The sequence below is a fragment of the Chromohalobacter sp. 11-W genome (assembly GCF_029889905.1).
GTDB lineage: Bacteria > Pseudomonadota > Gammaproteobacteria > Pseudomonadales > Halomonadaceae > Chromohalobacter.
Genome location: NZ_JARANZ010000001.1, coordinates 380200 through 405005 on the forward strand (window position 1 = coordinate 380200; position 24806 = coordinate 405005).

Sequence of the window (24806 nt, forward strand, 5' to 3'; positions counted from 1 at the left end):
TCGAGCCATGTATCAGCCGTCTCAATTTCGACTCGATGGCCGTGACGAGTGCCGTCGCATCATCGAGGCTGCCCCCTTCGCCACGCTGGTGACCCGTGATGCATCCGGCGAGTTAAGCGCCGATCACTTGCCACTTTTGCTGGCACCGGCGGAGGACGAGTGCGCATCGGATATCCTGCTTGGCCATATCGCGCGTGCCAACCCGCTTGTCAGGGAGCTAGAAAGTCCCTTGGACGGCATCGAGGCCCTGGTGATCTTTCACGGCCCTCAGGCCTATATCACGCCGAGCTGGTATCCGGCCAAGCGTGAACACGGCAAGGTGGTGCCGACATGGAATTATCAGGTCGTGCATGCGCATGGCAGATTGCGACTGATCGACGATCCGCATTGGTTAGTCGAGACGGTGACAGCGCTTACCGAACGTTTCGAAGGTAAGCGTGAAAGGCCTTGGCGGGTTGAGGATGCCCCCGACGATTACATCGCTGCGATGTGCCGCGCCATCGTCGGGATCGAGATCACCGTCGATCGACTCGAAGGCAAGCGCAAGGCGAGCCAGCACAAGCCGGTCGAGGAGCGTCAAGCCATTTATGGAGGCTTGCGAGATGAGTATGGCTACAGCGAAGGCGATGCCGCCTGTCTCAGCGGAATGCCGACCGACGATTGACGCTCCCCGAATGGCGATGTGCCTAGACGATATCCAGCGGCGGTTTGCGTGACGGCGCGGGGAAGGCGGCGTCCAGCCGCGCGAGGCTGGCGTGGTCCAGCGTGAGTCTCATGGCGGCGGCATTGGCTTCGACATGGGCGGGCTGCACGGCCTTGGGAATGGCGATAACGTCGCGCTGGTCGTTCACCGGGCGAATTGCCCATGCGAGAAGGACCTGTGCGGGGCTGACGCCGAACTCGTCGGCAATGGCGCGGACCTCGGGGTGCTCGAGCTCTCGCCCGCCCTGAGCCAAGGGGCAGTAGGCCATGGTCGGCAGGCCGTGTTCGCGCTGCCAGGGCAGCAGGCTATGTTCGATACCCCGCGAGCCGAGATGATAGAGCACCTGGTTGACGGTGCAGGCATCGCTACCGGGCAAGGCATGCAGGGCTTGCATGTCGTCGACGTCGAAGTTGGAGACGCCGTAGCGGCGAATCTTGCCTTGGGCTTGTAGATGCTCGAAGGCTTCCAGCGTTTCTTCCAAGGGCACGTTGCCGGGCCAGTGCAGTAGATACAGGTCCAGATGATCGGTACCCAAGCGTTTCAGGCTGCGCTCGCAGGCGGCGACGGCGTCGTGACGGCCGGCGTTCCACGGGTAGACCTTGGAGACCACGAAGGCCTCGTCGCGACGCCCGCGCAGGGCCTCGCCGACGATTTCCTCGGCACCGCCGTCGGCGTACATCTCGGCGGTGTCGATCAGTGTCATGCCCAGGTCGAGGCCGTATTGCAGGGCGTGAACTTCGTCGCGGCGCGGGGCACGGTTCTCGCCCATGTGCCAGCTTCCCTGGCCGATGGCGGGCAACGTGACGGCGGGTTCCCGGGTGGTGGCGGCGAGGGTGACGCTAGGCGTGTCGGGGGAAAGGAGTTTGACCATATCGCTGCCTCCCTGGCATTGGCATGAGGGGATAGTATGGGTGAATGCGAATACCTTCAGGGTGCGCTGACACGGAGAGCACGACAAGTCCGTTATACTGTCAGCCCTTTCTCGTTTCAGGATCGATTCACATGTCCGAGCGTCCCCTGGATGCCGATATCATCGCCATGACCCGCGCCTGGGTCGCGAACTTCGTCGTGGCGCATGACGTTTGCCCCTTCGCCGGCCGCGAGGTGCGCCGTGACAGCCTGCGTTATGTCGTGGCGGGCGATGCCGACCCCGAGCGGCTTCTGCATACCTTGATCGAGGAATGTCAGCGGCTGGACGGCGAGCCGTCGATCGAAACCACGCTGATGATCCTGCCGGAGGGGTTGGCCGACTTCGACGATTATCTGGATCTGCTAGGCGTCGCCGAAGCGTTGCTAGAAGCGGAGGGGTACGCGGGAATATATCAGTTGGCGAGTTTTCATCCCGACTATGTCTTTGAGAACGAGGTCTTTGAGAACACTGACTTCGAGGGCGTCGCGGCCGACGATCCCGCCAATTACACCAATCGTTCGCCCTGGCCGATGTGGCATCTCCTGCGTGAGCGCAGTGTCGAAGCCGCCGTGGCGAATCATCCCGCGCCGGAGTCGATCCCCGAGGAAAATGTCGCATCCTTGCGTGAAATGGGCAGCGCTGCGCTGGCCGAGCAGTGGGCGGCGTGTCGTCGCGTGCGGGCGAGCGATTGACCCCTTGCCCCCTTGAAGTCCACGACATCACCCACATGGACTATGGTGTAAGGGCATGACGCCCACTCACGAAAGGAGGCACGAATGAGTATCGAGAAAACCGGTTCCGCCCATTGGCAAGGCAGTCTCAAGCGCGGCAAGGGGACGGTCTCCACTCAGAGCGGTGCGCTCAAGGACAATCCCTATGGTTTCAACACGCGCTTCGAAGGCGAGCCGGGGACCAATCCCGAGGAATTGATCGCGGCATCCCACGCCAGTTGCTATTCGATGGCGCTGTCGATGATTCTGGGAGAGGCCGGACACGATCCCGACGATGTGCGTACCGAGGCGACCGTGACGCTGGACCAGGACGACAGTGGCTTCAAGATTACCAAGGTGCACCTCGTCACCCGTGCCAAGGTGCCGGGCATCGATCAATCAGGCTTCGAGGAATCGGCCAACAAGGCCAAGGAAGGCTGCCCAATCTCGCGCGTGCTGAATGCCGAGATCACGCTGGATGCAACGCTCGAAAGCTGATAAAAGCTGAGAGCGGTATCGCTTCTCCGGGGCCGGCCTTGTGCCGGCTCTTTCATAGGCATCCCTTCCTTCGCGTCGTTGGTGCTTGACAACGTCGCCGATGCAGTCTTTCCGCGAATCTGTTAGCCTCCTATACGCTCGTCGGTCGGTACCTCCCGCCTTACTCAGGTATCGCGACGCTGGACGCAGCTGTTCGTCATATAACAGAACCAACGATCATTCGACGGAAGACCTCATTCATCATGACTACTTCGCAAGAGACCGATGCGGCCTCGTCGCGCCCGCTGAATCGCCGCGACGTCAAGGTGCTGTCACTGTCCGCCCTGGGCGGCGCACTGGAGTTTTACGACTTCATCATCTTTGTGTATTTCGCGACGGTGGTGGGGCAGTTGTTCTTTCCCCCCGAGATGCCCGAATGGCTACGCCAGATCCAGACCTTCGGGATCTTCGCCGCCGGCTATCTGGCACGCCCGTTGGGCGGCATTATCATGGCGCACTTCGGCGACCTGCTGGGGCGCAAGAAGATGTTCACCCTGTCGATCTTCCTGATGGCGGTGCCGACGCTGTTGATCGGTTTGATGCCGACCTACGACACCTTGGGCTATGCGGCGCCCCTGCTGCTGGTAGCGCTGCGTATCCTGCAAGGCGCCGCGGTGGGCGGTGAAGTGCCCGGCGCCTGGGTGTTCGTCACCGAGCACGTCAAGCGTCGCCATGTGGGTTTTGCCTGCGGCACGCTGTCCGCTGGCCTGGTGTCGGGGATCCTCATCGGCTCGCTGATGTCGGCGTTCATCAAGACCACTTACAGTGATGCGGAGTTGGCCGCGTACGCTTGGCGGATTCCGTTTCTGATCGGTGGTGTGTTCGGGCTGTTGGCCGTGTATCTGCGTCGCTGGTTGCAGGAGACACCGGTGTTCGCCGAGATGCAGGAGAAGAAGGCGCTGGCCGAGGAGCTACCGGTCAAGAGTGTCTTGCGGAACCACTTGCCGAGCGTGGTGCTGTCGATGGCCGTCACCTGGATTCTGACCGCCGCCGTCGTGGTGGTAATCCTGATGACGCCGAGCCTTCTGCAAAGCCGTTACGGACTGGATGCCTCGCTGGCCAATGTCTATGCCATCCTCGGCGTGGTGGTCGGGTGCCTGGCCTCGGGCTGGAGCGCGGACCGCTTCGGCAGCGGCCCTACCATCATGCTTTGGGGGTTGCTGCTGGCGATCAGCTACTGGGCGATGATGACCACCATCGGCACGCATCCCGAGTGGCTGACGCCGCTTTACATCCTGTGCGGCTTCGCCGTGGGCATCGTCGGCGTGGTACCGACGATTGCCGTCAAGTCGTTCCCGGCGATGGTGCGCTTCACGGGGCTGTCGTTCTCGTACAATGTGGCTTATGCGATCTTCGGCGGTTTCACACCCATCGTGGTGTCGGTGTTGATGACCGTACATCCGATGTTTCCGGCGGTCTATGTTGCCGGGTTAGGCGGATTGGGCATCGTCATCGGGCTTTATCTGATGCGTGCGACGAGTGGTCGGCGACTGGCGGTCATGGCCTCATGAGCCGCTGAAAAGTACTCAACGAAAGCCGCACGCAGATCACGACGCCCCGCTATCATGCGGGGCGTCGTCGTGTGGGAAGGTCAGCGTTGTAAAGAGCTCAATGCTGGCGCGCGGCGTCGACGAGGCCACGAATCAGTCGCTGCTGAGGGCGATTGAAGATGAGGAATTCGGGATGCCACTGTACGCCGACCAGATAGGGGCATTCGGGTGCCTCGATGGCCTGGATCAGGCCGTCGCGGTCGCGTGCCACCACGTGAAGGGTTTCGCCGAGTCGATCCACTGCCTGGTGATGCAGGCTATTGACGCGACAGCGCGAGACGCCGAGTAGGGTATGCAAGCGGCTCCCGGTGGCGATGTCGACCTGCTTGCGAGGCAGCACGGTGCGCTGGCGGCGCACATGATCGTAGGTGGTATAGATATCGCCGATCAGGGTGCCGCCGCAGTGCACGTTGATGATCTGCGCGCCTCGGCAGATGCCTAGCACGGGCAACTGCTGGGGCAGAAAGCGCTCGAGCAGAGCGAGCTCCAGCCGGTCGCGTGCCGGGTCGACGCGCACGTCGAGTCGCATTTCTCCGCCGTAGAGCTGGGCGCCGATGTCGTCGCCACCGCCGATCATCAATCCCGACAGCCCTTCGGGAATCTCGCGCGAGGGCGATAGCCGCACTGGTTGGCCGCCGGCACGCCACACGGCCAGCCGGTCGCATGCCCATGCCAGGAAGCTCTTGTGGTCCGAGGTGGTGATGCCGATCAGCGGTCGTGAACTCATTTCTCGACCCAGCGTTTCAGTTTGTCCCGCCATTGCCCCATCGTCGATTGCGTATGGTGGGCGCGATAAGCCTGCATCTGAGTACGCAGACTGTGCGGGTCGGCGGCGAGGCGTTCGACCGTTACCCAGCGGTTCCATTCCGTGACGCTGCCCCAGTCGAGCGTGTCGAGCTGGGCGTTGGGCAGACGATAGTGAAAGGTGGGGCGCGGCTTGACCAGGCTTTCCTGGAGCAAGGGATGCGCGGCCTCGGGCGCGAGGTGGGCGAACAAGGGGCACATGTCGAGTTCCCGGTTGCGCGTCGGGTTGTCGCGTAGGTAATCGCTGATCAACTGTGCCTGTGTCGGCTCGTAATCAGGGTCGAGAACCTTCAAGGCATAGGCTTTGGGAAAGGGGTTGGTATGCGGCAGTATCTCGCGCGTGATGTCGACCCGGATCTGATCGCGCAGCCAGGCGGCGAGGATGATATAGGCCTGCAGATGCGCAAGGACGCTCGGCGTATCGGTCGCGGGGACTTCGGGGTTGAGATGCAGCCCGAAACCATAGAAGACGCTGGCATCGGTGCCTTCTGCGCCATGCCGGCGCAAGGCTTCGAAGAGTCGGTCGAACTCGCCGAGTTCCGACCATGGAATCGGCGGCGAGACGATTTCGGTGGGCACCAGGCCGGCGACCATTTCGCCGAGCCACTCGCGCGAACGCTGATGGAACTCCACGCGCCATTCGCGTCCCGCTGACGCCGCCTGCCCGGGCGCCATCCTGTTAGCCTTCATGACCGCGTCGTCGGGATGGACGTACTTGCTGTCCAGCTCGATGGTGAACTTACCCCAGGGCGTGTCCTCGACACTCATGCGGTGGGGGCTCCTGTGCACAATGTCGCCACCGAAGCAGTCGGCGACCAGCCGCGCGGCGGTGTCGGGCATGATGCCGGCGAATTCGATTTCCACGCCGACCCGCCGTGGGCGTCCCTCGGCGGTATTCGGGTAGGGAGGCGGCAATGGCTGCACGGATGACTCCTCGCGGAATTCGCGGTGCCGGTGAATGAAAGGGCACATGAGCCCGATAGGTTAACATTGCCGATGGGCGAAGATGTAACCCGGCTCCTAGCCGGGGCATCTGGATATTGGGGGCTCAGCGGTCTCATCGCGTGCTCAAGTAGTGTGGCACTCGAAAAACCAGTGCTTCATGGCACCGGTAATTTGGCGCAAGTCGTGCCTCGAGGTGATGTAGGCCGGCATGGTGTATAGCCAGCGACCGAAGGGACGCAGCCACACGCCTCGGGATCGGGCGAAGTCGGCCACGCCTTTGAGCGCCTCGGCATCGTGGACCTCGATCACCGCAGTGGCGCCCAGCACGCGCACGTCGGCCACGTCCGGGTGCGCGCGCAGCTCCGCATCGTCGAGCAGTTCCTCGCGCAGCACGCCGTTCAGCGCCTGAATGCGGCCCAGGTAGTCGTCTTCCTCGAACACCGCCAGGCTCTCCAGCGCGACGCGACAGGCCAGCGGATTACCCATGAAGGTGGGGCCGTGCATGAAGGCGTGCAGCTCGCTGTCGCCGATGAATGCGTCGTGTACACGGTCGGTGGCCAGCGTCGCGGCGTGGCCCAGGTAGCCGCCGGTGAGGCCCTTGGAGAGCACCATGATGTCCGGCGTCACGTCGGCGTGGTCGGCGGCGAACATCCTGCCGGTGCGGCCGAAGCCGGTGGCCACCTCGTCGAACACCAGCAGCACGTCGAACTCGTCGCACAGCTTCCGGGCGCCACGCAGATAGTGGGGCGAGGTCATGTTGAGCCCGCCGGCTGCCTGTAGCAGCGGCTCCATCAGCAGCGCGCCGATCTCGTGATGGTTGGCCTCCAGCACGCCGCGCAGGGCGTCGAGGTCGGGCTGCACCTCGTCGCGGCTGGCGTCGAAGCCGGCGGTGGGCGCGGGCGCGAAGCGATGCTGTGGCAGGAGCCCGGCGAACAGCGAATGCATGCCTTCTTCGGGATCGCACACCGCCATGCACCCGGCGGTGTCGCCGTGGTAGGCCTTCATCAGGGACAGCATGCGATGCTTGCCTGGCTTGCCGCGCAGGTAGTGGTACTGCACCGCCATTTTCATCGCCACTTCCATGCCCACCGAGCCGCTGTCGGAGAAGAACACGTGGTTCAGGCCTGCCGGCGTGATGCGTACCAATTCCCGGGCCAGGCGATCGGCCGGCGCGTGGGTCAGTCCGCCGAGCATCACATGGCAGAGTTCCTCGGCCTGCTGCTGGATGGCGCGCACCAGGCGGGGATGACGATAGCCGTGGATCATGCACCACCAGGAGCAGGTGGCATCCAGCAAGGACTCGCCGCTTTCCAGAGTGAAGCGGGGCCCCTCGCCGCCGACCACCTTGGGTGATGGCGCCTGGGTCTTGAGATGGGCATAGGGGTGCCAAACGGGGGAGGTCATCGGGGTTCCTCGCATGTAAATCGCATGTCGGTGGCGTGGGTGTCCGCTGATGCTGTTGATGCTCAAGCGTCGCCGGGCAGCGCCAGGTAATCGGCGGCGGCCGCTGCTCGCGCCGCCGGCGTGTCGGCGACCAGGCGCGGCACGATGCCGAGACAGGGCGCGTCCAGAGTGCGCTCGAGAGTTGCCAGGTTGTCGCGATAGCAGGCCGCGTCGAAGGACAGGCCCGGGTCGATCAGGTTGCCGACCCAGCCGACCAGTGGCAGGCCGTCGGTGCGGATCGCCTCGGCGCTGAGCCGGGCGTGGTTCAGGCAGCCGAGCTTGAGACCCACGACCAGGATCACCGGCAGATCGAGTCGCACCGCCAGGCCAGCGAGGTCCTCGGTATCGTTGAGCGGCACACGCCAGCCGCCGGCGCCCTCGATTAGCGTCAGGTCGCGCTTCTCGGCCAACGGTTCGGCGACGTGCTCGATCAGGGCGTCGAGGGTGGGTATCTTGCCGGCCCGACGGGCGGCCAGATGCGGGGCAACGGCCGGTGCATAGGCGTAGGGGTTGATGGTGGTGTAGGCGGTGGCAGGCTCGCTCTGGGCCTGCAAGGTCAGGGCGTCGATGTTGCGCAACCCCCGAGGCGTGTTGTCACAGCCGGAAGCCACGGGCTTGAGCCCCAGGGTGGTCAGGTCGCGGCGGCGGGCCAGCGCCAGCAGGCCGCTGGCTACCAGCGTCTTGCCGGCGTCGGTGTCGGTGCCGGTCACGAAATAAGCGGTCATTTCAGCGTTCCAGATCGAGCGTCAGAAGGTGATAGGTCACGGGGAGGCCGGGAGCTTCGCGCAGTGTCTCGTAACGCTGCCTGGCCCGTGCCAGATCGCTGCGGGTCAGCAGCTTGCCGGGACGCGCCACTTGGGCGCCGACGCCCTTGATAGAGGCCATCACGGCCGAGAGGTCGGGATAGTGGAAGCGCTCGGTACGTGCCGTGACCTCGACCCGGCGGAAGCCGGCTCCGTGGGCCGCCCGGCGATGGCGGGCCGCGTCGCGAAATTCGAGCAGCGCGGCGGGTCGCGTCCAGGCGTGGCCAACCTCGGCCAGGGTGCCCGGCGCCAGGGTGTTGAGCAGGGCGCGTCCTCCCGGCCTCAGCACCCGGCGAATTTCGCTGAGTACCCGGTCGAGGTCCGGGCACCACTGGATCGCCAGGTTGGAGACGACGAGGTCGAAGCTGGTGTCGGCGTGGGGCAACATGGCGGCGTCGCCGCATACCCAACGGATCGCTTCAGGATGGCGTCGACGCGCCTCGGCGAGCATCCCCGGTGCCAAGTCGAGACCTTCGATTCGACGGTGGTCGGGGTAATGGCGTGCCAGTCGGGCGGTGAGTTCCCCAGGACCGCAGCCCAAGTCCAGGATGCACTCGGCCTGGCTGGGCAGGTGGGTCAGCAGGTGCTCACTCATGGCGTGTTGGGCGGTGGCACGGCGCACGTAATGCGGCGCGGCGCGGGAAAAGGCATGCGCGACTCGGGTGCGCCACTCGGTGGCCTCGTCGTGTTCGGCCGGCTCGACGGCGCTCGGAGCGGTATTCATGGTCTCGCTCCCGAGCGGACGGCGATGCCTGATAATAACGCCGCCAACTGCTGTGGTTGGCTGAGCAACGGGCAGTGCCCCGCGTCCTCGATACGTTGATCGGCGCCCGCGAGAACGTCTGGGGCCAGCAAGGGATCGCGTGTGCCGACCAGACGATGTACCGGGCAGGAGGCGGCGGCAAGGCGTGAAGTGTTGTCGAGCGTGGCGAGCTGCTCGAGGCCTGCGGCCAGCGTGGCCGGCGAGGTTGGGACGTCGTCGCCTAGAATCGCACGCAGCCGGCGATGGGCGCTCCTGGGGGAGGGTTCTCCGCCTAGTTGCCAGCGCAGGAAGCGGGCGTGCGCAGCCTCCGGATGGCGCTGGAAGGCGTCGCGGAAGTTGGCCAAGTCGGCTTCGCTGACGCCTTGCGGATGAGGGAAGCGCTCGCCGATCCCCAGCAACACCAGGGCACGGGGCGGGGGCAGCCGGTCGATCAGGGCACCGGCCAGTAGACCGCCCAGCGACCAGCCGACCCAGACGGCGTCACTGGGCATCGCATCCGCCATGGTGTCGGCCAGTTCGTCCAGCGAGGCGGGATCGTCGGGCGTGGCGCGACCGCCATAGCCCGGCCAGTCCGGCGTCTCGACGTCGACTTCCGTCGACCAGTATCCGTCGAGTGCTTGCCAGAGGCGGGCGTCGCAGCCCCAGCCGGAGAGCAGCACCAGTCGAGGGGGCGTCGATTCGCTCATGTGACCTCCTCTCGCTGGCAGGCGGCCAACCCGTCGAGCAGGGCGTTCAGGGCATCATCGTCGTGGGCGGCGGAAAGCGTGATGCGCAGGCGTGCCTGGCCGCGCGGCACGGTGGGGGCACGAATGGCGCCGACGCGTAATCCGGCCCGAGCCAGGCGCTCGGCCCAGCGCATGACGCGCGCGTTGGCGCCCAGCACGATGGGCTGAATGGGCGTGCGGGAGTCGGCCAGCGGCAAGCCGAGTGTGGCGGCCTCGCGTCGGAAGCGGGCGATGCGCTCAAATAACTGGATGCGACGCTCGGGTTCGTCTTCGAGGATGTCCAGAGCGGCCAGAGTGGCTGCCGCCACGCCGGGCGGTTGGGCCGTCGTGTAGATGTAGGGGCGGGCGAACTGGATAAGGTGGTCGATCAGGGCGGCATCGCCGGCCACGAAGGCCCCGGCACTGCCCAGTGCCTTGCCCAGGGTGCCAACCAGTATCGGCACCTCGTCGACGCCGTGGGCGCGTCCCACGCAACCGTCGCCATGTGCGCCGAGCACGCCGAGACCATGCGCATCGTCGATCATCAGCCAGGCGCCCTGGTGTCGGCAGGTGCTGGCGAGGCCGGCGATGTCGGCGGTATCGCCGTCCATGCTGAACACGCCATCGCTGACCACCAGCGCCGGGGCATCGTTCGGGGCCCGGGCCAGAAGCCGTTCGAGGTTCGTCAAATCACGATGGTGAAAGCGCCGTGAGGGCGCGCCGGCCAGCCTTGCGCCATCGATCAGCGAGGCGTGGTTGAGGCGATCCTGAAAGACCGAGGTGTGGCGGTCGCACAGCGCCTGCAGGGTGCCCAGGTTGGCCATGTAGCCGGTGGAGAACAGCAGGGCCCGGGGGCGTCCGGTCAGCGCGGCCAGGCGTCGTTCGAGTCGTTCGTGGATGTCGAGGTGCCCGGAGACCAGGTGCGATGCCTTGGCGCCGGCGCCGAAGCGTCTCGCAGCCGCCGCCTGAGCCTCGACCAGACGCGGGTCGTCGGCCAGACCCAGATAATCGTTGCCGGCGAAGTCGATGCAGGCGTCGTCTTCGCTAAGTAAAGAACGCTGTCGCCAGCCGCCACCCGCTTGCCGTTGGGCGGCGGCGTTCGATAGCCGCTTTGGCCAGAGGTCCGCACGCGACAGCATGGCTCAGGCCCGGGCAGCGTCGTAGAAAAGGGCCTCGTCGCGCTGGCGCTGGATGGCATGGGCCAGCACGGTTTCGGCCTGTTCGTCGTCGCTGTGGGCCTCGTGCGCGCTCGTTTCGACGTGCTCGGGGTGCAGGCCGAGCTTGTCGAACAGTGCCCGGTCGCGTTCCACCTGAGGGTTGCCGGTGGTCAGCAGGGTGTCGCCGTAGAAAATGGAGTTGGCACCGGCGAGGAACGCCATGGCCTGAGTCGACTCGTTCATTTGCTCGCGGCCGGCGGACAGCCGCACGTGGCTCATCGGCATCAGGATGCGGGCCACGGCGATGGCGCGGATGAACTCGAGCGGGTCCAGGTCTTCGACGTTTTCCATCGGTGTGCCCGGTACCTTGACCAGCATGTTGATCGGCACCGACTCGGGATGCGGCTCAAGGCCCGCCAGTTGTTGCAGCAGGGCCGCGCGGTCGCGCGGTGCTTCGCCCATTCCGAGAATGCCGCCCGAACAGACCTTCATGCCCGCCTCACGGACGTTGGATAGGGTATCCAGGCGGTCGGCGTAGGAACGGGTGGTAATGATCTCGCCGTAGTATTCCGGCGAGGTGTCCAGGTTGTGGTTGTAGTAATCCAGGCCTGCCTCGGCCAGCCGACTTGCCTGACTGGCGTCGACCATGCCCAACGTCATGCAGGTTTCGAGCCCCAGGGCCTTGACCCGGCCGACCATCTCCATCACCACCCGCAGGTCCTTCTCCTGCGGGCTGCGCCAGGCGGCGCCCATGCAGAAGCGACTGGCCCCCGCATCCTTGGCCGCTTTGGCCTGCTCCACCACCTTCTCGATTTCGAGCAGCTTTTCCTTGCCGAGCCCGGTGTTGTAGTGCCCGGATTGCGGGCAGTACTTGCAGTCCTCCGGGCAGGCGCCAGTCTTGATCGATAACAGCGTCGAGACCTGCACGGCGTTGGGGTCGAAATATTCCCGGTGCACCTGCTGGGCACGGAACAGCAGGTCGTTGAAGGGTAGCGCGAACAGCGCTTCGATCTCTTCCAGGGACCAGTCGTATCGAATGGCCGCCAGGGGAGCCGCGGAGGGATCGGCCCAAGCGTTGTCGTGTAACCGGGCAGGCATAATGCTCTCGCTATCTGTTAACTTGTAGTGAGTTGAAAAGTTAACCGTGAGGGTACGAGGATGCATGTCTATGTCAACCTTTTAATTAGTTTAGGTTAACCGACGGCGAGGCCACGTTTTGTGGAATGCGGTCGCTTCCAGGCGCATCGGCTTCCTCTTCCTTCGGGGCTCGGGGCCATCCACACGATGGTGTAAGATACCGCTGGACGTTACCTCGACCGCCGGGAGCCCCCATGTTCAGCGTCATACACGCCAATCATCTCGAGGACCTGGGAACCCTGGCGCTCGATGTCATTCGGCGCCATCGCCAACCGCCGCTGGTGCCGGAAACCTTCCTCGTGCAATCCAACGGCATGGCGCAGTGGTTGCGCCTGACGCTTGCGGAAGCCGACGGCATCGCCGCCTCGGTGGATTTCCCGCTGCCTTCGAGCTTCGTGTGGCGCGCCTATCGTGCGGTGCTCGGCGATGACATTCCCGAGCAATCGCCATTCGACAAGACGCCCTTGGCCTGGCGCCTGATGCACCTGCTGGAGCGTTGCCTCGATCCGCAGGCCGCGCCTGACGATCCGAGCTGTTACGCGCCGCTTCGCGATTACTTGCAGAGTGAGGCGCTGGAGGCCAGCCCCATGCCGGGCGCCGCGCATGAGGCGCAAGAGCGGCGCCGTTGGCATCTGGCGGTGCGCCTCGCCGATCTCTTCGATCAGTACCTGATCTACCGGCCCGAATGGATCGAAGCCTGGGAGCGCGGCGAGACCGCGCCTCTGGAGTTGCCCGACGACCAGCGCTGGCAGCCGGCGCTGTGGCGGGCGCTGATCGAAGATGCCCCCGCGCAGGCGCGCGAGCACCATCGCGCGCGTCTGCACCGGCGTTTTCTCGACGCCGCCCGGCAGCTTCGCGAGCGCCCCCGCGAGATGCCGCCACGGCTGTTCGTGTTCGGGATCTCGGCGTTGCCGGCGCAGACGCTGGAGGCCTTGCACGCGCTTTCCGGCGTGGTCGATGTGTTTTTGATGATCGCCAACCCGTGTCGCCACTACTGGGGCGATATCGTTTCCGACCGCGATGCCATCAAGCGCGCCGGGCGGTTATCGGCCCAGGCACGCCACGAACAGGAAACGCGCCACCCCGAGGCGCCGTGGTTGGCCGAACTCGACGAGGAGGCCCTGCACCTGCACGCCAATCCGCTGCTGGCGGGGTGGGGCACCCAGGGGCGTGATTTCATCGTCGGCCTGTACGAATTCGAGAGCGCGCGCGGCTTCGATCTGGAAACCGATGTCTTTCGTGACATGGCGCCTGCGCAGTCGCCGACGCTGTTGCAACAGTTGCAGCAGGACGTGCTCGAACTGGCGCACCCCGGCGAGCGCGCCCGACAGGAAGGCGCGCCGAGAACGATCGCCGAGGACGACGACTCCCTGGCCCTGGTCAGCGCTCACTCACCGCTGCGCGAGGTGGAGATCCTCCACGACCGTTTGTTGGCGGCCTTCGAGGACGCCGAGGCGGCGGGCGAACCGCTGCGGCCTCGCGACATCGTGGTCATGGTGCCCGAGATCGACCGCTACGCGCCCTGCATCGAGGCGGTCTTCGGCCAGTTGCCGCCGTCGCATCCCCGGCATATTCCCTTCACCATTGCCGACCAGGTCGCCAGCGAGGCGCATCCGCTGATGGTGCTGGCCTTGCTGTTACTCGACTTGCCCGAGCGTCGTCTGACGGTCAGCGAGGTGCTCGATGCGCTGGAAGTGCCCGCCTTTCGAGCCCGCTTCGCCATCGACGAGGCCGAGCTCGAGAGGCTGCGCCAGTGGCTGGCCGGCAGCGGTGTGCGCTGGGGGCTGAGCGCCGAGCATCGCCATTCGCTGGGATTCCCCGCGCTGGGCGAGAACAGCTGGCGCTTCGGGCTGTCGCGCATGCTGCTCGGCTATGCCGTGGGTGAACCGGCTTCGACCGGCGCTCAGGGCGAAAGTGATGACTCACTGGGGCGTCCGCCGCGCTGGGACTTCCAGGGCATCGTGCCGTATGCCGAAGTGGGTGGTCTCGAGGCCGATCTCGCCGGGCGTGTGGCGGCGTTGCTCGACACTCTGGAAACGCAGTGTGCGGCGTTGAGCGAGCGGTTGTCCCCCGAGGCATGGCTGGGGCATCTGCAAGCCTTGTTCGCGGCCTGCCTGAGCCCTACCACGGCAGAAGAACACGATGTCGTGGCACGTCTCGACGCGGCGCTGGGGCGCTGGTCGCAGCAATGTCGGCAGGCCGGTTTCGAGGCCCCGGTGGGACTCGGCGTGGTGCGCGATGCGCTGCGTGCCGAACTCGACGAAGGCGGCCTCGCGCAGCGCTTTCTGGCCGGCAAGGTCAACTTCGCGACCTTGATGCCGATGCGCGCGATTCCCTTTCGTCATGTCTATCTGCTGGGCATGAACGACGGCGACTATCCCCGCGTGCGCCAGCCCCAGGATTTCGATTTGATGGCGACGCGGCCACGCCCCGGCGACCGTTCGCGGCGCGACGACGACCGTTATCTGATGCTCGAAGCCATGCTTTCGGCGCGTGAACGCCTGACGCTTTCCTGGGTGGGGCGCGACGTGCGCGACAATACCCCGCGCCCGCCGTCGGTGTTGCTCGGCGAGTTGCTCGATACCCTCGAACAGGGCTGGGACGTGCCGGAGAGCGATGCCGCCGATCGTGCCACCCGCCTGGCGCAGCGCCTGATCGAGACACATCCGCTGCAGCCGTTCTCGCGACGCTACTTCGAGCGCGACGACCCGCGCTTCACCTATGAGTCGAGCTGGGAGGCGCTGTATATGCCACCCGAGCGCGACGAATCCGTGCTACCGAATGCCGCCACGACGGTCGAACTGCCCAGTGAACCGCTTGGGTTGGGCGATCTACAACGCGTGCTGCGTCGCCCCTGGACGGTCTATCTCGGGCGCCTGGGCGTGCATTTCGCCGACGCTCATGTGCCCGACGAGGACAACGAGCCGTTCGCGCCGGATGGCCTGGAAGATCACGGTCTCAAGCGCGAGCTGCTCGAGGGCGCGCGCGATGGTGTGCCGCTTACCGCGGTCGCCGAGCGGCTGCGCATGGCCGGGCGCTTGCCGACGGCCGGTTTCGGCGAGGCCTTGATCGAACCGCGCCTGGCGCGCCTGTCGCGTCAGGTGGAAAGCTGGCGCCGCGAGGTGGCCGAGTGCGCCGCGGCGACGCCGCCGCTGGTGCGTTATGTCGCTGTCCATGAAGCACTGGACGACAAAGCACTCACTCTGAAGGCGCGTCTGGATGGGCTTTTCGCGGCGCCCGCAGAGGCCTCGGCACCTTGGCGGCTGGTGACGCTAGAGCCGGGACACTACGGGCATCTAAAGGTCGAGGGTGAAGGCCCTTATCGTCACGTCGGCAAGTTGCATCGGCTGTATGCCGGTTATCTGCGCTGGCTGCTTGCCAATGCCACGTTGGAGGCATCGTGCGCATGGACGGCGATCTTCGAGGATCGCTGCCTGAGCCTTCCGGGTCTGGACAAGGCCAGCGCCGCAGGCGAGCTCGATGGCCTGCTGGCGGCCTGGGCGCGTGCCTATCGAGCACCGTGGCCGGCCATCGACGAGATTGCCAAGGAGGTCTGGAAGCGCTTGCCGCGTGCCGACTGGGTGCCGTTGGCAACCGGGGAGGCGCCGGATGCCGGCGTGCGCGAGGCGCTCATCGCGCGCTACGAGACCGATGCCTTCGCCGGGCCGGCGGCGCTGCGCGCGAGTGACGGCGCACTGGGGCAACTGTGGCCCGATTTCGCCACCTTCGAGGCAGCGGGCGGCATCGCCGCCTCGCTCATCCAATATGCGCCGCTGATGGACATGCTGGCGCGAATCACCCAGCGGGTACACGGAGGTCGTTCATGACGTCGCCCCGCCATGCCACGCCGCCGGCCGTTCAGCCCTTGGTGCTCGAGACCCTGCCACTGACCGGCTACCACCTGATCGAGGCCAGTGCGGGCACCGGCAAGACCTTCACCCTGGCGGCGCTTTATGTGCGTCTGGTGCTCGGCCCGTTGCCCGGGCGCGAAGAGCACGATTTCCCGCGCCCGCTGTTGCCGCCGGAAATTCTCGTGGTGACCTTTACCGAAGCCGCCACCGCCGAGCTGCGTGGGCGCATTCGCGCACGTCTCAAGGAGGCCCGAGACTGGTTGCTGGCATCGCAAGAAACGCGTGATGACAAGGTCCTCGCAGCGCTGCTGGGGCCCTTGGTCGAGGCCGGTGACGACGCCCTGGCCGGTGCCGCCAAGCGCCTCGACCAGGCCGCACGCCTGATGGACGAGGCGGCGATCTTCACCATCCATGGCTTCTGCCAGCGCATGCTGACGCGCCATGCCTTCGATGCCGGCGCGCGTTTCGGTGCCGAGCTGCTGCAAGACGGCTCGGCTTTGTTGACGCGGGTCGTGGAGGACTATTGGCGTTGCCATTTCTATCCCCTCGCCGCGCACTGGCAGCGCGAAATTCGCCGCCGCTGGGAGGGGCCGGAGGCGCTGAGCCGTGCCTTGACGCCGCTGCTCAAGGAAGGCCGGGCACAGCCGCTGTGGTGGGACGATACGTATATCCAGGCGCCCGCGTCGTTAAGCGCGTTGCTGGAGAGCGCCGAGCGCTCGCTGGCCGTTCGCAGTGAACTGGAAGCCCGGCTGCGCCAAGCGTGGGATCGCGAGGCCATCGCGGCCTGCCTGCAGGACGCCTTCGAGCGCGGCGCCCTCAACAAGCGCAGTTACAAGCCGGAAGAGCTCGAGACACGCCTGGCGGCATTCGAGCAGTGGCTGACGACACTCGAAGCGGGCGGCGATGGCGACACGACCGACAGCCAAGGCCGCTTCTGGCTGAGCCAGGCCAAACTCGAAGGGGCTAGCAAGAAGGGGCATGAGGCGCCCACGCATGCGTTTTTCGCGCTGCTCGATGAGCTGGCCGAGACCGCCACGCCTTTTGATCAGTTGGCGCCGCAAGTGTTGGCCCATGCCCGCGACACGGTGGCGGCGATGTTCGCCGCCGAGAAGCGTCGTCAGGGCTGGTGGGAATTCGGCGATCTGTTGTGCGACCTGGACGCCGCGCTCGACCCCGACGCGGCTCCAGAGGCCGCGCTGCGCCTTGCGGGGCGCATTCGTCGGGCGCTACCGGTGGCGCTGATCGACGAGTTTCAGGACACCGATCCGCTGCAGTACCGCATCTTCTCGCGCATTTACCGGGCGCCCGAGGTGGAGACTACGACCACCTTGCTGATGATCGGCGACCCCAAGCAGGCGATCTACGCCTTTCGCGGTGCCGATATCGACACCTATCTGGCGGCGCGGCGCGAAACCCCGAGTCGCTTCACCCTGGCGCGCAATTTTCGCTCCAGTCACGCCATGGTCGAGTCGGTCAATACGCTGTTCGCGCGCCATCCTGAACCGTTCGGCAGCGACGAGATCCCTTTCGTCGAGGTCGAAGCCCAAGGCAAGTCGACGCGTCTGGTAGATGCCGATGGCCACGACATGGCGGCGCTCGGCGCTTGGTGGCCGGATGAGGAACGCCACACCAAGGCGGATTATCAGGCCCGCATGGCAAGCGCCGCGCGTGCCGAGGTCCAGCGGATGCTCGAGGGTGGTGCTTATTTTGTAGATAACAGCTCCGACGCTGCCAGCGGCGCCCGGCGTCCGGTACGTCCCGCGGACATCGCGATTCTGGTGCGCAAGGGCACCGAGGCGTTGGCGGTACGTCGCGCGCTGGCCGAGGGCGGCATTCGCAGCGTCTATCTCAGCGAGCGCACCAGCGTCTTCGATACGCCGTTGGCCTTCGAGCTGTTGCAGTTGTTCGAGGCGGTGGCGCAGCCGCGTCAGGACGCTCGCCTCAAGGCGGCGCTGGCGACGCGCCTTTTATGCGATACGCCGGCGACGCTGGAAACGCTGCTCGCCGATGAACTGGCCTGGGAGCGCGAAGTCGAGCGTTTCGCCGACTATCATCGCCAGTGGCAGCGGCGTGGTGTGCTGCCCATGTTGCGTGCGGTGATGCGTGACTTCCGGGTCGCCGAACGCTTGGGGCAGCGCGACGACGGCGAGCGAGCACTGACCGACCTGTTGCATCTGGGAGAGCTGGCGCAGACGGTGTCGGCCCGGCTCGACGGCGAACATGCGCTGTTGCGCTGGTGGCATCGCGCGCTCCTCGAAGGGGCGGCCGAGCTTGATGCCGAGGCCGTCAGCCAGCGGCTGGAAAGCGACGAGGACCTGGTCAAGGTCATCACCATCCACAAGGCCAAGGGCCTCGAGTATCCCATCGTGTTGCTGCCGTTCGTTTGTGATTACCGGCCGGCGACGCCGGATCGCGGCACCGGCTTGCTCGAATGGCGCGATCCGCAACAAGGCCGAGTCTGGGTACATGGTGCCGACGACACGCAGCTGGCGGCCGCCGAGCAGGCGCGGTTGGACGAAGACGTGCGGCTGCTCTATGTCGCGCTCACGCGGGCCGCGCATGCCTGTCGCCTGGGCGTCGCGCAACTGGGGCGCGGGCGCGGAGCGTCGAGCTGCCTGCACGAGACGGCGCTGGGCCGATTGCTGGGCTGCCAGGCCGATGACGACGGCCATGCTTTGCGCGAACGTCTTGCGGCGGCGCTGAACGTCGAAGAACTGCCCGAGCCGCCCGGGCATCGCCTGAGCCTCGGCGACGGCGCTCCGGAAATGGCGCCGGCGCGACGTTTTACGGGGGGCATCGACGATGACTGGTGGATCGCCTCGTATTCGGCGTTGATCGTCGACGCGCGTCTCGAGACCGGCGGGGGCGCACAGGCGCTGCCTTGGGACGCCCCAGCGACGTTGGATGTCGAGGTCAGCCGCGAGCGCGATCCGGTGCCGCGTCCCGCCGCACGCACGCTGCGTGATTTTCCGCGCGGCCCGCGCCCGGGGACCTTTCTGCACGGCCTGCTGGAAGCGGTGGACTTCGACCGCCTGGGCGAACCGGCTTATCGCGACGAATTGCAGCGTCTGGTCAGCACGCGCCTGCACCTCGGTGGCTTCGACGCCGAGTGGGCGCCGGTATTGCTCGATTGGTTGTGCCAGGCCCTGCCGGCACCGTTCGCCGGCCATCAGGGCGCGGCGATCCGTCTCGATGGACTGACCGCCTGGCGTGCCGAGCTGGAGTTCTGGCTGCCTACCGAGGATGCCTGGAGTACGCCGCTCGATGCGCTGGTCTGCGCATTGGAGCCCTTGCCGACGCCGCGCCCCCGACTGGCGCCGCGCAAGCTCAATGGCATGCTCAAGGGCTTCATCGATCTGGTGTTCGAGGCCGAGGACGGTCGCTGGTACGTCCTCGACTGGAAGTCCAATCATCTCGGCGATGCCCTGGCCGACTATCACCACGAGGCGCTGGCCGAGGCCATGGTCGCGCATCGCTACGACCTGCAGTACGTGTTGTACGTGCTGGCATTGCACCGCCTGCTGACGGCGCGTCTCGAAGGTTACGATTACGATACCCACATGGGCGGGGTCTGTTACGTGTTCCTGCGCGGCTTCGATGGCACGCCGGGTCATGGCGTCTTCCAGCGGCGCCCCGAACGGCGCTTGATCGAGGCCCTGGATGCCTGGCTCGCCGGCGACGCGGCGCCCGTCGAGGCGCTGCGTCGCGAACACGGCGTCGCCGCGCCTGAGACTGCCCCGGGAGAGAATGCATGAGCGACGCGCAATATTCCTTGACCCTGGAGGCGACCCCGCCTTCGCGCGCGAGATTGTTCGAGAGTCTGGCGTGGTGGGAGGCGCTGGGCTGGTTGCGCGCGCTGGACGCCCACTTCGTGCGCTTTCTCGCCGAGCACGACGCCGACGCACCCGCCGAGGTACTGCTGGCGGCGGCGCTCGCCAGCCATCAATTGGGGCGTGGCCATGTCTGCCTGGCGCTGTCGCGTGCCTTGGCGGCGCCGCGCGATGTGCTTTCGCTGCCGCCGTTGGAAGAAAGCGCGCCGCAGGCCGAGGTGCCGCTCCCCGAGGACTTCCTGCAGGGGTTGGATAGCGCCACCTGGGCTGCGCGCTTGGCCGCGTCGCCGTTGGTGTCGCCGCCGGGGCCGGGCACCACGCCGCTGGTGCTGGCGGGCGGGCGGTTGTATCTACGCCGCTACTGGTCGGCCGAACGGGCGGTGGCGGCGCATCTCGGCGAGCGCCTGGGACGGCCCCTGGCGGTGGAGGCGTCGCTGGCCGAGCCTCTAGCGCGGCTGTTTGCCGCGAACACCGCGCACGACGATGCGCCGGATTGGCAGAAGGTGGCCTGCACGCTGGCGCTGCGTAACCGACTGACGATCATTTCCGGCGGCCCCGGCACCGGCAAGACCACGACCGTGACGCGGCTTTTGGCATTGCTTCAGACGCAGGCGCTGTCGTCGGCGGAGGCGAGCCACGGCCTGCGTATCCAACTGGCCGCGCCCACCGGTAAGGCGGCAGCGCGTTTGTCCGAGTCGATTGCCGGCGCGGTGAAGGACCTCGACGTCGGCGATGACGTCAAGGCGGCCTTGCCACGCGAGGCGTTGACGCTGCACCGCCTGCTTGGCGCGCGTCCGGATACGCGACGCTTTCGCCATCACGCCGGGCATCCACTGAGTCTCGACCTGCTGGTAGTGGACGAAGCCTCGATGGTGGATCTGGAACTGATGGCCGCACTGCTCGAAGCCATGCCGGCGGAGGCGCGCCTGATTCTGCTCGGTGACAAGGATCAGCTCGCCTCGGTGGAAGCCGGCTCGGTGCTTGGCGATCTTTGCGCCAATGCTCTGGATCAGGGCTATTCGCCTCATGCCTGTGACGTTCTCGAGCGGCTGGCGGGGATCTCGATGACACCCGATGCCGCGTGCTCGCCACTGGCCGATCATGTGGTCATGCTGCGCAAGAGCTACCGCTTCGATGCGCATAGCGGCATCGGCGCCCTGGCGGCGGCGACCAATGCCGGCGACGTCGTGGCGTTTCGCCGCGCGTGGGACGCGGGGTACGCGGATATACAGTGGCTTTCGGCGGCGCGCGACCAGGCGGCCGTCGAGCGCGCCGCGTTGGCCGGCTATCGCGATCTCTACCGGCGTATCGTGGCAGGCGCCACGGCGACGGAGGCGCTGGAACGGCTCACGGACTTCCAGGTGTTGTGCGCGCTCAAACGTGGCCCCTGGGGCGTCGAAGGGCTCAACGCGTGTATCGCCACACGCCTGTGGCGCGAGGGCTTCATCGACGATCATCAGGGCTGGTACGCCGGGCGCCCGGTGATGGTGACACGCAATGACCCGCAATTGGGGCTCTATAACGGTGACATCGGTATCGTCTTGCCCGACCCCGAGGCGCAGCAGCGTCTGCGGGTGTTCTTCGCGACCGCCGATGGCGCGCGGGCGGTGTTGCCTTCGCGTCTCGAGGCCTGCGAGACGGTGTTCGCGATGACGGTGCATAAATCGCAGGGCTCCGAGTTCGCCCATGTACTGTTCGTGTTGCCCGAGCACGCCAACCCGATTCTGACCCGCGAGTTGGTGTATACCGGCATTACCCGCGCCAAGCGTCAGTTGACGCTGGCCGGCGGCGACGCGCGGGTCATGGACAGCGCCCTGCACCGACGCGTGGTGCGTGACAGCGGCTTCGCCGACTGGGTGTCGGCTCTGGAAGAGGAGGAGACATCATGAGCGCTTCATCGCCTGAACATGCCGCGATCGGTGGCGTCGACTGGGCGTCGTTGAGCAGCCCCGAGCTGGCCCGTCGCGTCGGCCCGGAGAGCGTGGCGTTGTTGCCGCTGGGGGCCATCGAACAACATGGCGCGCACCTGCCGCTTTCCACCGACGTGGATATCGCCGAGGGCTTGGTGGCGGCGATGCGTGAACGTGTCGCGGCGTCGCGGGATTTGCTGATACTGCCCACGCTGGCGGTGGGGTCGAGCCTCGAGCATGGTGACTTCGCTGGCACCTTGAGTCTGACGCCGGAGACGGCCATCGCGCATCTGGTGGATATCGGCGCCAGCGTGGCGCGAGCGGGGATTCGTCGCCTGGTACTGTTCAATAGCCATGGCGGCAACAAGGCGGTGGTCGATCTGGCGGCACTCAAGTTGCGCGAGCGCCATGGCTTACTGGTGGTCAAGGCAAATTACTTTCGCTTTACGCCGCCCGACGACGCGCTGCCCGCCGAGGAGTTGCGGCACGGGCTGCATGGCGGCGCGCTGGAAACCGCGATGATGATGCATTTGGCGCCGCACAAGGTACGCCAGGCCGCGCTCGGCGAGGCCGTCTCGCTAGGGGCTCATCAGGAACGCGCCGGGCGCACGCTACTCCCCGAGGGCGATGCCGGTTTCGCCTGGATGGCGCAGGACCTGCACCCCAGCGGCGTGGTCGGCAACGCAACCCTGGCCACGCCGGCCCTGGGGGAACGGCTGGTCGCTCATTTCGCCGCGCGCCTGGCGCGCGTGATCGAGGAAGCCTGCTGCTTCGATCTTACCCAACTGCGTGCACGTTCGCTGCAGTGAGCGGTACGTCACGTCATTCGAGCGAGCCCGACGTATCGCGGCGCGGGGTGCGCCTGTCGGTGGCGTCGGGGCTTTCGAGCAGGTCCTCCAGCCAGTGTCCGGCGCGTTCGGCCTTGGCGCTCAGGTAGCGTCGATTGTGCTCGTTGAGCTGGCCGTAACAGGCCTCGCGGCCCACCACGTCGATGCCGCCGAGGCTCATGGCCGCGATCTTCTCGGGGTTGTTGGTCAGCAGCGCGATGCGCGTGACGGCAAGCTCGGCCAGCATCTGCAGCGCTGCGCGGTACTGCCGCTCGTCCTCGCCGAAACCCAGCACCTGATCGGCATCGACGGTGTCCAGTCCTGCATCCTGCAGGCCATAGGCGCGCAGCTTGTTGGCCAGGCCGATGCCGCGTCCTTCCTGGGCGAGATACAACAAGATGCCGCCGCCACGTTCGCTAATGGCCGCCACGCTGGTGCGTAGTTGTTCGCCGCAATCGCAGCGTAGGCTGCCGAACAGATCGCCCGTCAGGCAGGCCGAATGCAGACGCACCGGCACGGCATCCGCCCAGTCGGCGGGGTCGCCGACTAGCACCGCTAGATGCTCGCGCAGGCCGTCGCTTTCACGGAACAGCACGAAACGGGCGTTTTCGGCCTCGGCGAGGGGCACGTTGGCTTCGCTGATACGCTTGAGCGACGTCGTATCGCCTTCGCCGTAGCGTTGCACGTCGTCGAGGGCCACACCGAGCAGAGTACCGTCGTCGATGAGCGCGGCCAGGGCATCGCGCTGTGTCGCATCGACCCGGGCGCTGAGCGCGGCAGGGACCAGCAGGCCGCGCCGCATCAAACCCAGCGCGGCCGTTTCCGCCACCGAAGCGGGCTCGGGCGGATGGGCACTCGGGGGCTTGGCCATGGCGGCCATGGCCCAGGCGACGACATCGCTGGCGCGGTGATGCGTGCCGAGTGGCAGGCTTACTGCGTCGGCGTCATCGGGAGCAATTGCGCCCAGTCGGGCGAGGCGATGCGTGGTGATCACCAGGCTTGGCGCGTGGCCGGCCATATCGGCGAGCGTGGCCAGGGCGGTGTCGTCGATGCCTTCCAGTGGCTGGATCAAGACGGCGTCTTGCGGGGTGTGCAGCACGACCGGCAGGCCGCGGCGCAAGTCGAAGATCGCACGTTCTACCTGTCTCATGAGCCTCTCCTTGGTTTTTGCGCGTCGTAATGCTTCGATGACGTGTCATGACACTTTCGTTGGCACACGGCACGGGAGACCGTATGAGCCCTGCGACACTCGATGTGGCGCTGGCCTGGCATGGGATTTGCGAGGCTCGACGCCAGGACTGGGACGCCCATGCGGCGTTGACGCTGGCGAGCGGCCGGCTGCGAATCTGGCGCGGCGGCGCCTGGCAGGCCGAGGGCCCGGTCACGGCGGAGGCGACGGCGCTGCTCGATAGCCTGCTGCCGAGCAGCGCCACGCCCGGGCGTTTCGTCATCGCGCAACTCGGTCAGAGTCTCGATGGACGTATCGCCACGATCACCGGCGCCTCGCACTACGTCACCGGCGAAGCGAGCCGTGTGCATCTGCATCGCTTGCGTGCGCTGGTCGATGCCGTGGTCATCGGGGCGGGTACGGCCTGTGCCGACGACCCGCAGCTCACCGTGCGGCATGTGACGGGGGATAACCCGGTACGCGTGATTCTCGACCCCAATGGCCGCGTGCCCGCGACCAGCGGTGTACTCCAATGCAGTGACGCTCCCACGTTGCATATCACTCGGCATCCGTTGCCGCGCGATACCCTGGGCGCGCATGTCGAATCGCTGGTGCCCGAGGACGCGGCCGATCTGACGCCGTCGGCGCTGCTCGACGCCCTGGCGGCACGTGGTCTTCGCCGCGTGCTCATCGAGGGCGGCGGACAGACCGTGTCGCGCTTCCTGGCGGATGGTCAGCTCGATCGTTTGCATGTGGTCGTGGCGCCACTGTTGATCGGTTCGGGGCGTCCGGCGGTGAGCCTGGCCGAGATCGAGACCCTCGATGCCGCCCTGCGTCCGCCATGTCGCACGTTTGCGATGGGCGACGACACGCTTTTCGATCTGACGCTGCGTCCCGGTCACGTGGGGTAAGAGGGTGTTTACAAAACAGGCGAACGATGGCAAGACAAGGCAAAATTGGCCGAAAACACGGAGTTTACATGGGGTAAATGAGTCTTTTGAGGCCGATTTTAACGCCGGATTGTCGAGTGCAGGCCTTTTGTAAATACCCTCTG

General features: G+C 66.2%; 19 protein-coding genes. 9 read left to right on the forward strand and 10 right to left on the reverse strand.

The features are described 5' to 3' along the window. Nucleotides 1-7 precede the first annotated feature (7 nt). A complete protein-coding gene (locus OP494_RS01685) occupies nucleotides 8-664 on the forward strand; it encodes an FMN-binding negative transcriptional regulator (RefSeq protein ID WP_280539014.1) in 657 nt (218 codons plus the stop codon). 22 nt (nucleotides 665-686) lie between these two features. Here the strand turns inward: OP494_RS01685 and OP494_RS01690 are convergent, their stop codons facing one another. Next, nucleotides 687-1574: an aldo/keto reductase gene (locus OP494_RS01690; RefSeq protein WP_280539015.1), complete on the reverse strand. Its 888-nt coding sequence runs from the start codon at nucleotides 1572-1574 to the stop codon at nucleotides 687-689. Nucleotides 1575-1705: 131 nt separating this feature from the next. Here OP494_RS01690 and OP494_RS01695 point away from each other — a divergent pair, with 131 nt between their 5' ends. From OP494_RS01695 to OP494_RS01705, 3 genes are all read left to right on the forward strand, one after another. Next, a complete protein-coding gene (locus OP494_RS01695; protein WP_280539016.1) occupies nucleotides 1706-2305 on the forward strand; it encodes a DUF1415 domain-containing protein in 600 nt (199 codons plus the stop codon). An 84-nt stretch (nucleotides 2306-2389) separates the two neighbouring features. Then, complete coding sequence (locus tag OP494_RS01700; RefSeq protein ID WP_246896889.1) at nucleotides 2390-2821, forward strand: OsmC family protein; 432 nt, start codon at nucleotides 2390-2392, stop codon at nucleotides 2819-2821. Nucleotides 2822-3063: 242 nt separating this feature from the next. Beyond that, the gene (locus tag OP494_RS01705; RefSeq protein WP_280539017.1) at nucleotides 3064-4371 is read left to right on the forward strand and encodes an MFS transporter; all 1308 of its coding nucleotides are present in this window, start codon (nucleotides 3064-3066) and stop codon (nucleotides 4369-4371) included. A gap of 97 nt (nucleotides 4372-4468) precedes the next feature. Here OP494_RS01705 and OP494_RS01710 read toward each other — a convergent pair whose 3' ends face one another. The 8 genes from OP494_RS01710 to bioB all read right to left on the reverse strand — a co-directional run bounded on the left by OP494_RS01710 (nucleotide 4469) and on the right by bioB (nucleotide 12127). Beyond that, nucleotides 4469-5170 (reverse strand): type 1 glutamine amidotransferase, encoded by a 702-nt coding sequence (locus tag OP494_RS01710; RefSeq protein WP_280539018.1) that lies wholly within the window; start codon nucleotides 5168-5170, stop codon nucleotides 4469-4471. After that, a complete protein-coding gene (locus OP494_RS01715; protein WP_280539019.1) occupies nucleotides 5134-6138 on the reverse strand; it encodes an amidoligase family protein in 1005 nt (334 codons plus the stop codon). Before OP494_RS01715 ends, OP494_RS01710 begins: the two co-directional genes overlap by 37 nt. Nucleotides 6139-6282: 144 nt before the next feature. Beyond that, nucleotides 6283-7563: an adenosylmethionine--8-amino-7-oxononanoate transaminase gene (gene bioA, locus OP494_RS01720; protein WP_280539020.1), complete on the reverse strand. Its 1281-nt coding sequence runs from the start codon at nucleotides 7561-7563 to the stop codon at nucleotides 6283-6285. A 62-nt stretch (nucleotides 7564-7625) separates the two neighbouring features. Beyond that, the gene (gene bioD / locus OP494_RS01725) at nucleotides 7626-8327 is read right to left on the reverse strand and encodes a dethiobiotin synthase (RefSeq protein ID WP_280539021.1); all 702 of its coding nucleotides are present in this window, start codon (nucleotides 8325-8327) and stop codon (nucleotides 7626-7628) included. A gap of 1 nt (nucleotide 8328) precedes the next feature. Beyond that, on the reverse strand, nucleotides 8329-9129 hold the full coding sequence (locus tag OP494_RS01730; protein ID WP_280539022.1) for a methyltransferase domain-containing protein: 801 nt from the start codon (nucleotides 9127-9129) through the stop codon (nucleotides 8329-8331). Further along, nucleotides 9126-9854: an alpha/beta fold hydrolase gene (locus OP494_RS01735; RefSeq protein ID WP_280539023.1), complete on the reverse strand. Its 729-nt coding sequence runs from the start codon at nucleotides 9852-9854 to the stop codon at nucleotides 9126-9128. The genes OP494_RS01730 and OP494_RS01735 overlap by 4 nt, the downstream gene beginning before the upstream one ends. Continuing rightward, entirely contained in the window at nucleotides 9851-11011 is a 1161-nt protein-coding gene (gene bioF / locus OP494_RS01740) for an 8-amino-7-oxononanoate synthase (RefSeq protein WP_280539024.1), read from the reverse strand. The genes OP494_RS01735 and bioF overlap by 4 nt, the downstream gene beginning before the upstream one ends. Before the next feature lie 3 nt (nucleotides 11012-11014). Next, nucleotides 11015-12127, reverse strand: coding sequence for a biotin synthase BioB (gene bioB, locus OP494_RS01745; RefSeq protein WP_280539025.1), 1113 nt, complete (start codon nucleotides 12125-12127; stop codon nucleotides 11015-11017). A gap of 233 nt (nucleotides 12128-12360) precedes the next feature. Between bioB and recC the strand changes: the two genes are divergently transcribed. Genes recC through OP494_RS01765 form a run of 4 tightly spaced genes read left to right on the forward strand, consistent with a single transcriptional unit; the run spans nucleotide 12361 to nucleotide 22566 of the window. Then, nucleotides 12361-15993 carry an exodeoxyribonuclease V subunit gamma gene (recC, locus tag OP494_RS01750; protein WP_280539026.1) on the forward strand — a complete coding sequence of 1211 codons (3633 nt, stop codon included), beginning with the start codon at nucleotides 12361-12363 and terminating at the stop codon, nucleotides 15991-15993. Further along, entirely contained in the window at nucleotides 15990-19772 is a 3783-nt protein-coding gene (recB, locus tag OP494_RS01755) for an exodeoxyribonuclease V subunit beta (RefSeq protein ID WP_280539027.1), read from the forward strand. The genes recC and recB overlap by 4 nt, the downstream gene beginning before the upstream one ends. Continuing rightward, nucleotides 19769-21736: an exodeoxyribonuclease V subunit alpha gene (gene recD / locus OP494_RS01760; protein ID WP_280539028.1), complete on the forward strand. Its 1968-nt coding sequence runs from the start codon at nucleotides 19769-19771 to the stop codon at nucleotides 21734-21736. Before recB ends, recD begins: the two co-directional genes overlap by 4 nt. Further along, the gene (locus OP494_RS01765) at nucleotides 21733-22566 is read left to right on the forward strand and encodes a creatininase family protein (protein ID WP_280539029.1); all 834 of its coding nucleotides are present in this window, start codon (nucleotides 21733-21735) and stop codon (nucleotides 22564-22566) included. Before recD ends, OP494_RS01765 begins: the two co-directional genes overlap by 4 nt. Nucleotides 22567-22579: 13 nt before the next feature. Here OP494_RS01765 and OP494_RS01770 read toward each other — a convergent pair whose 3' ends face one another. After that, nucleotides 22580-23734 (reverse strand): GTP cyclohydrolase II, encoded by a 1155-nt coding sequence (locus OP494_RS01770; protein WP_280539030.1) that lies wholly within the window; start codon nucleotides 23732-23734, stop codon nucleotides 22580-22582. An 83-nt stretch (nucleotides 23735-23817) separates the two neighbouring features. On the opposite strand from OP494_RS01770, the gene OP494_RS01775 reads away from it, so the two are divergent. After that, on the forward strand, nucleotides 23818-24663 hold the full coding sequence (locus OP494_RS01775; RefSeq protein ID WP_280539031.1) for a RibD family protein: 846 nt from the start codon (nucleotides 23818-23820) through the stop codon (nucleotides 24661-24663). The last annotated feature ends 143 nt before the right edge of the window (nucleotides 24664-24806 follow it).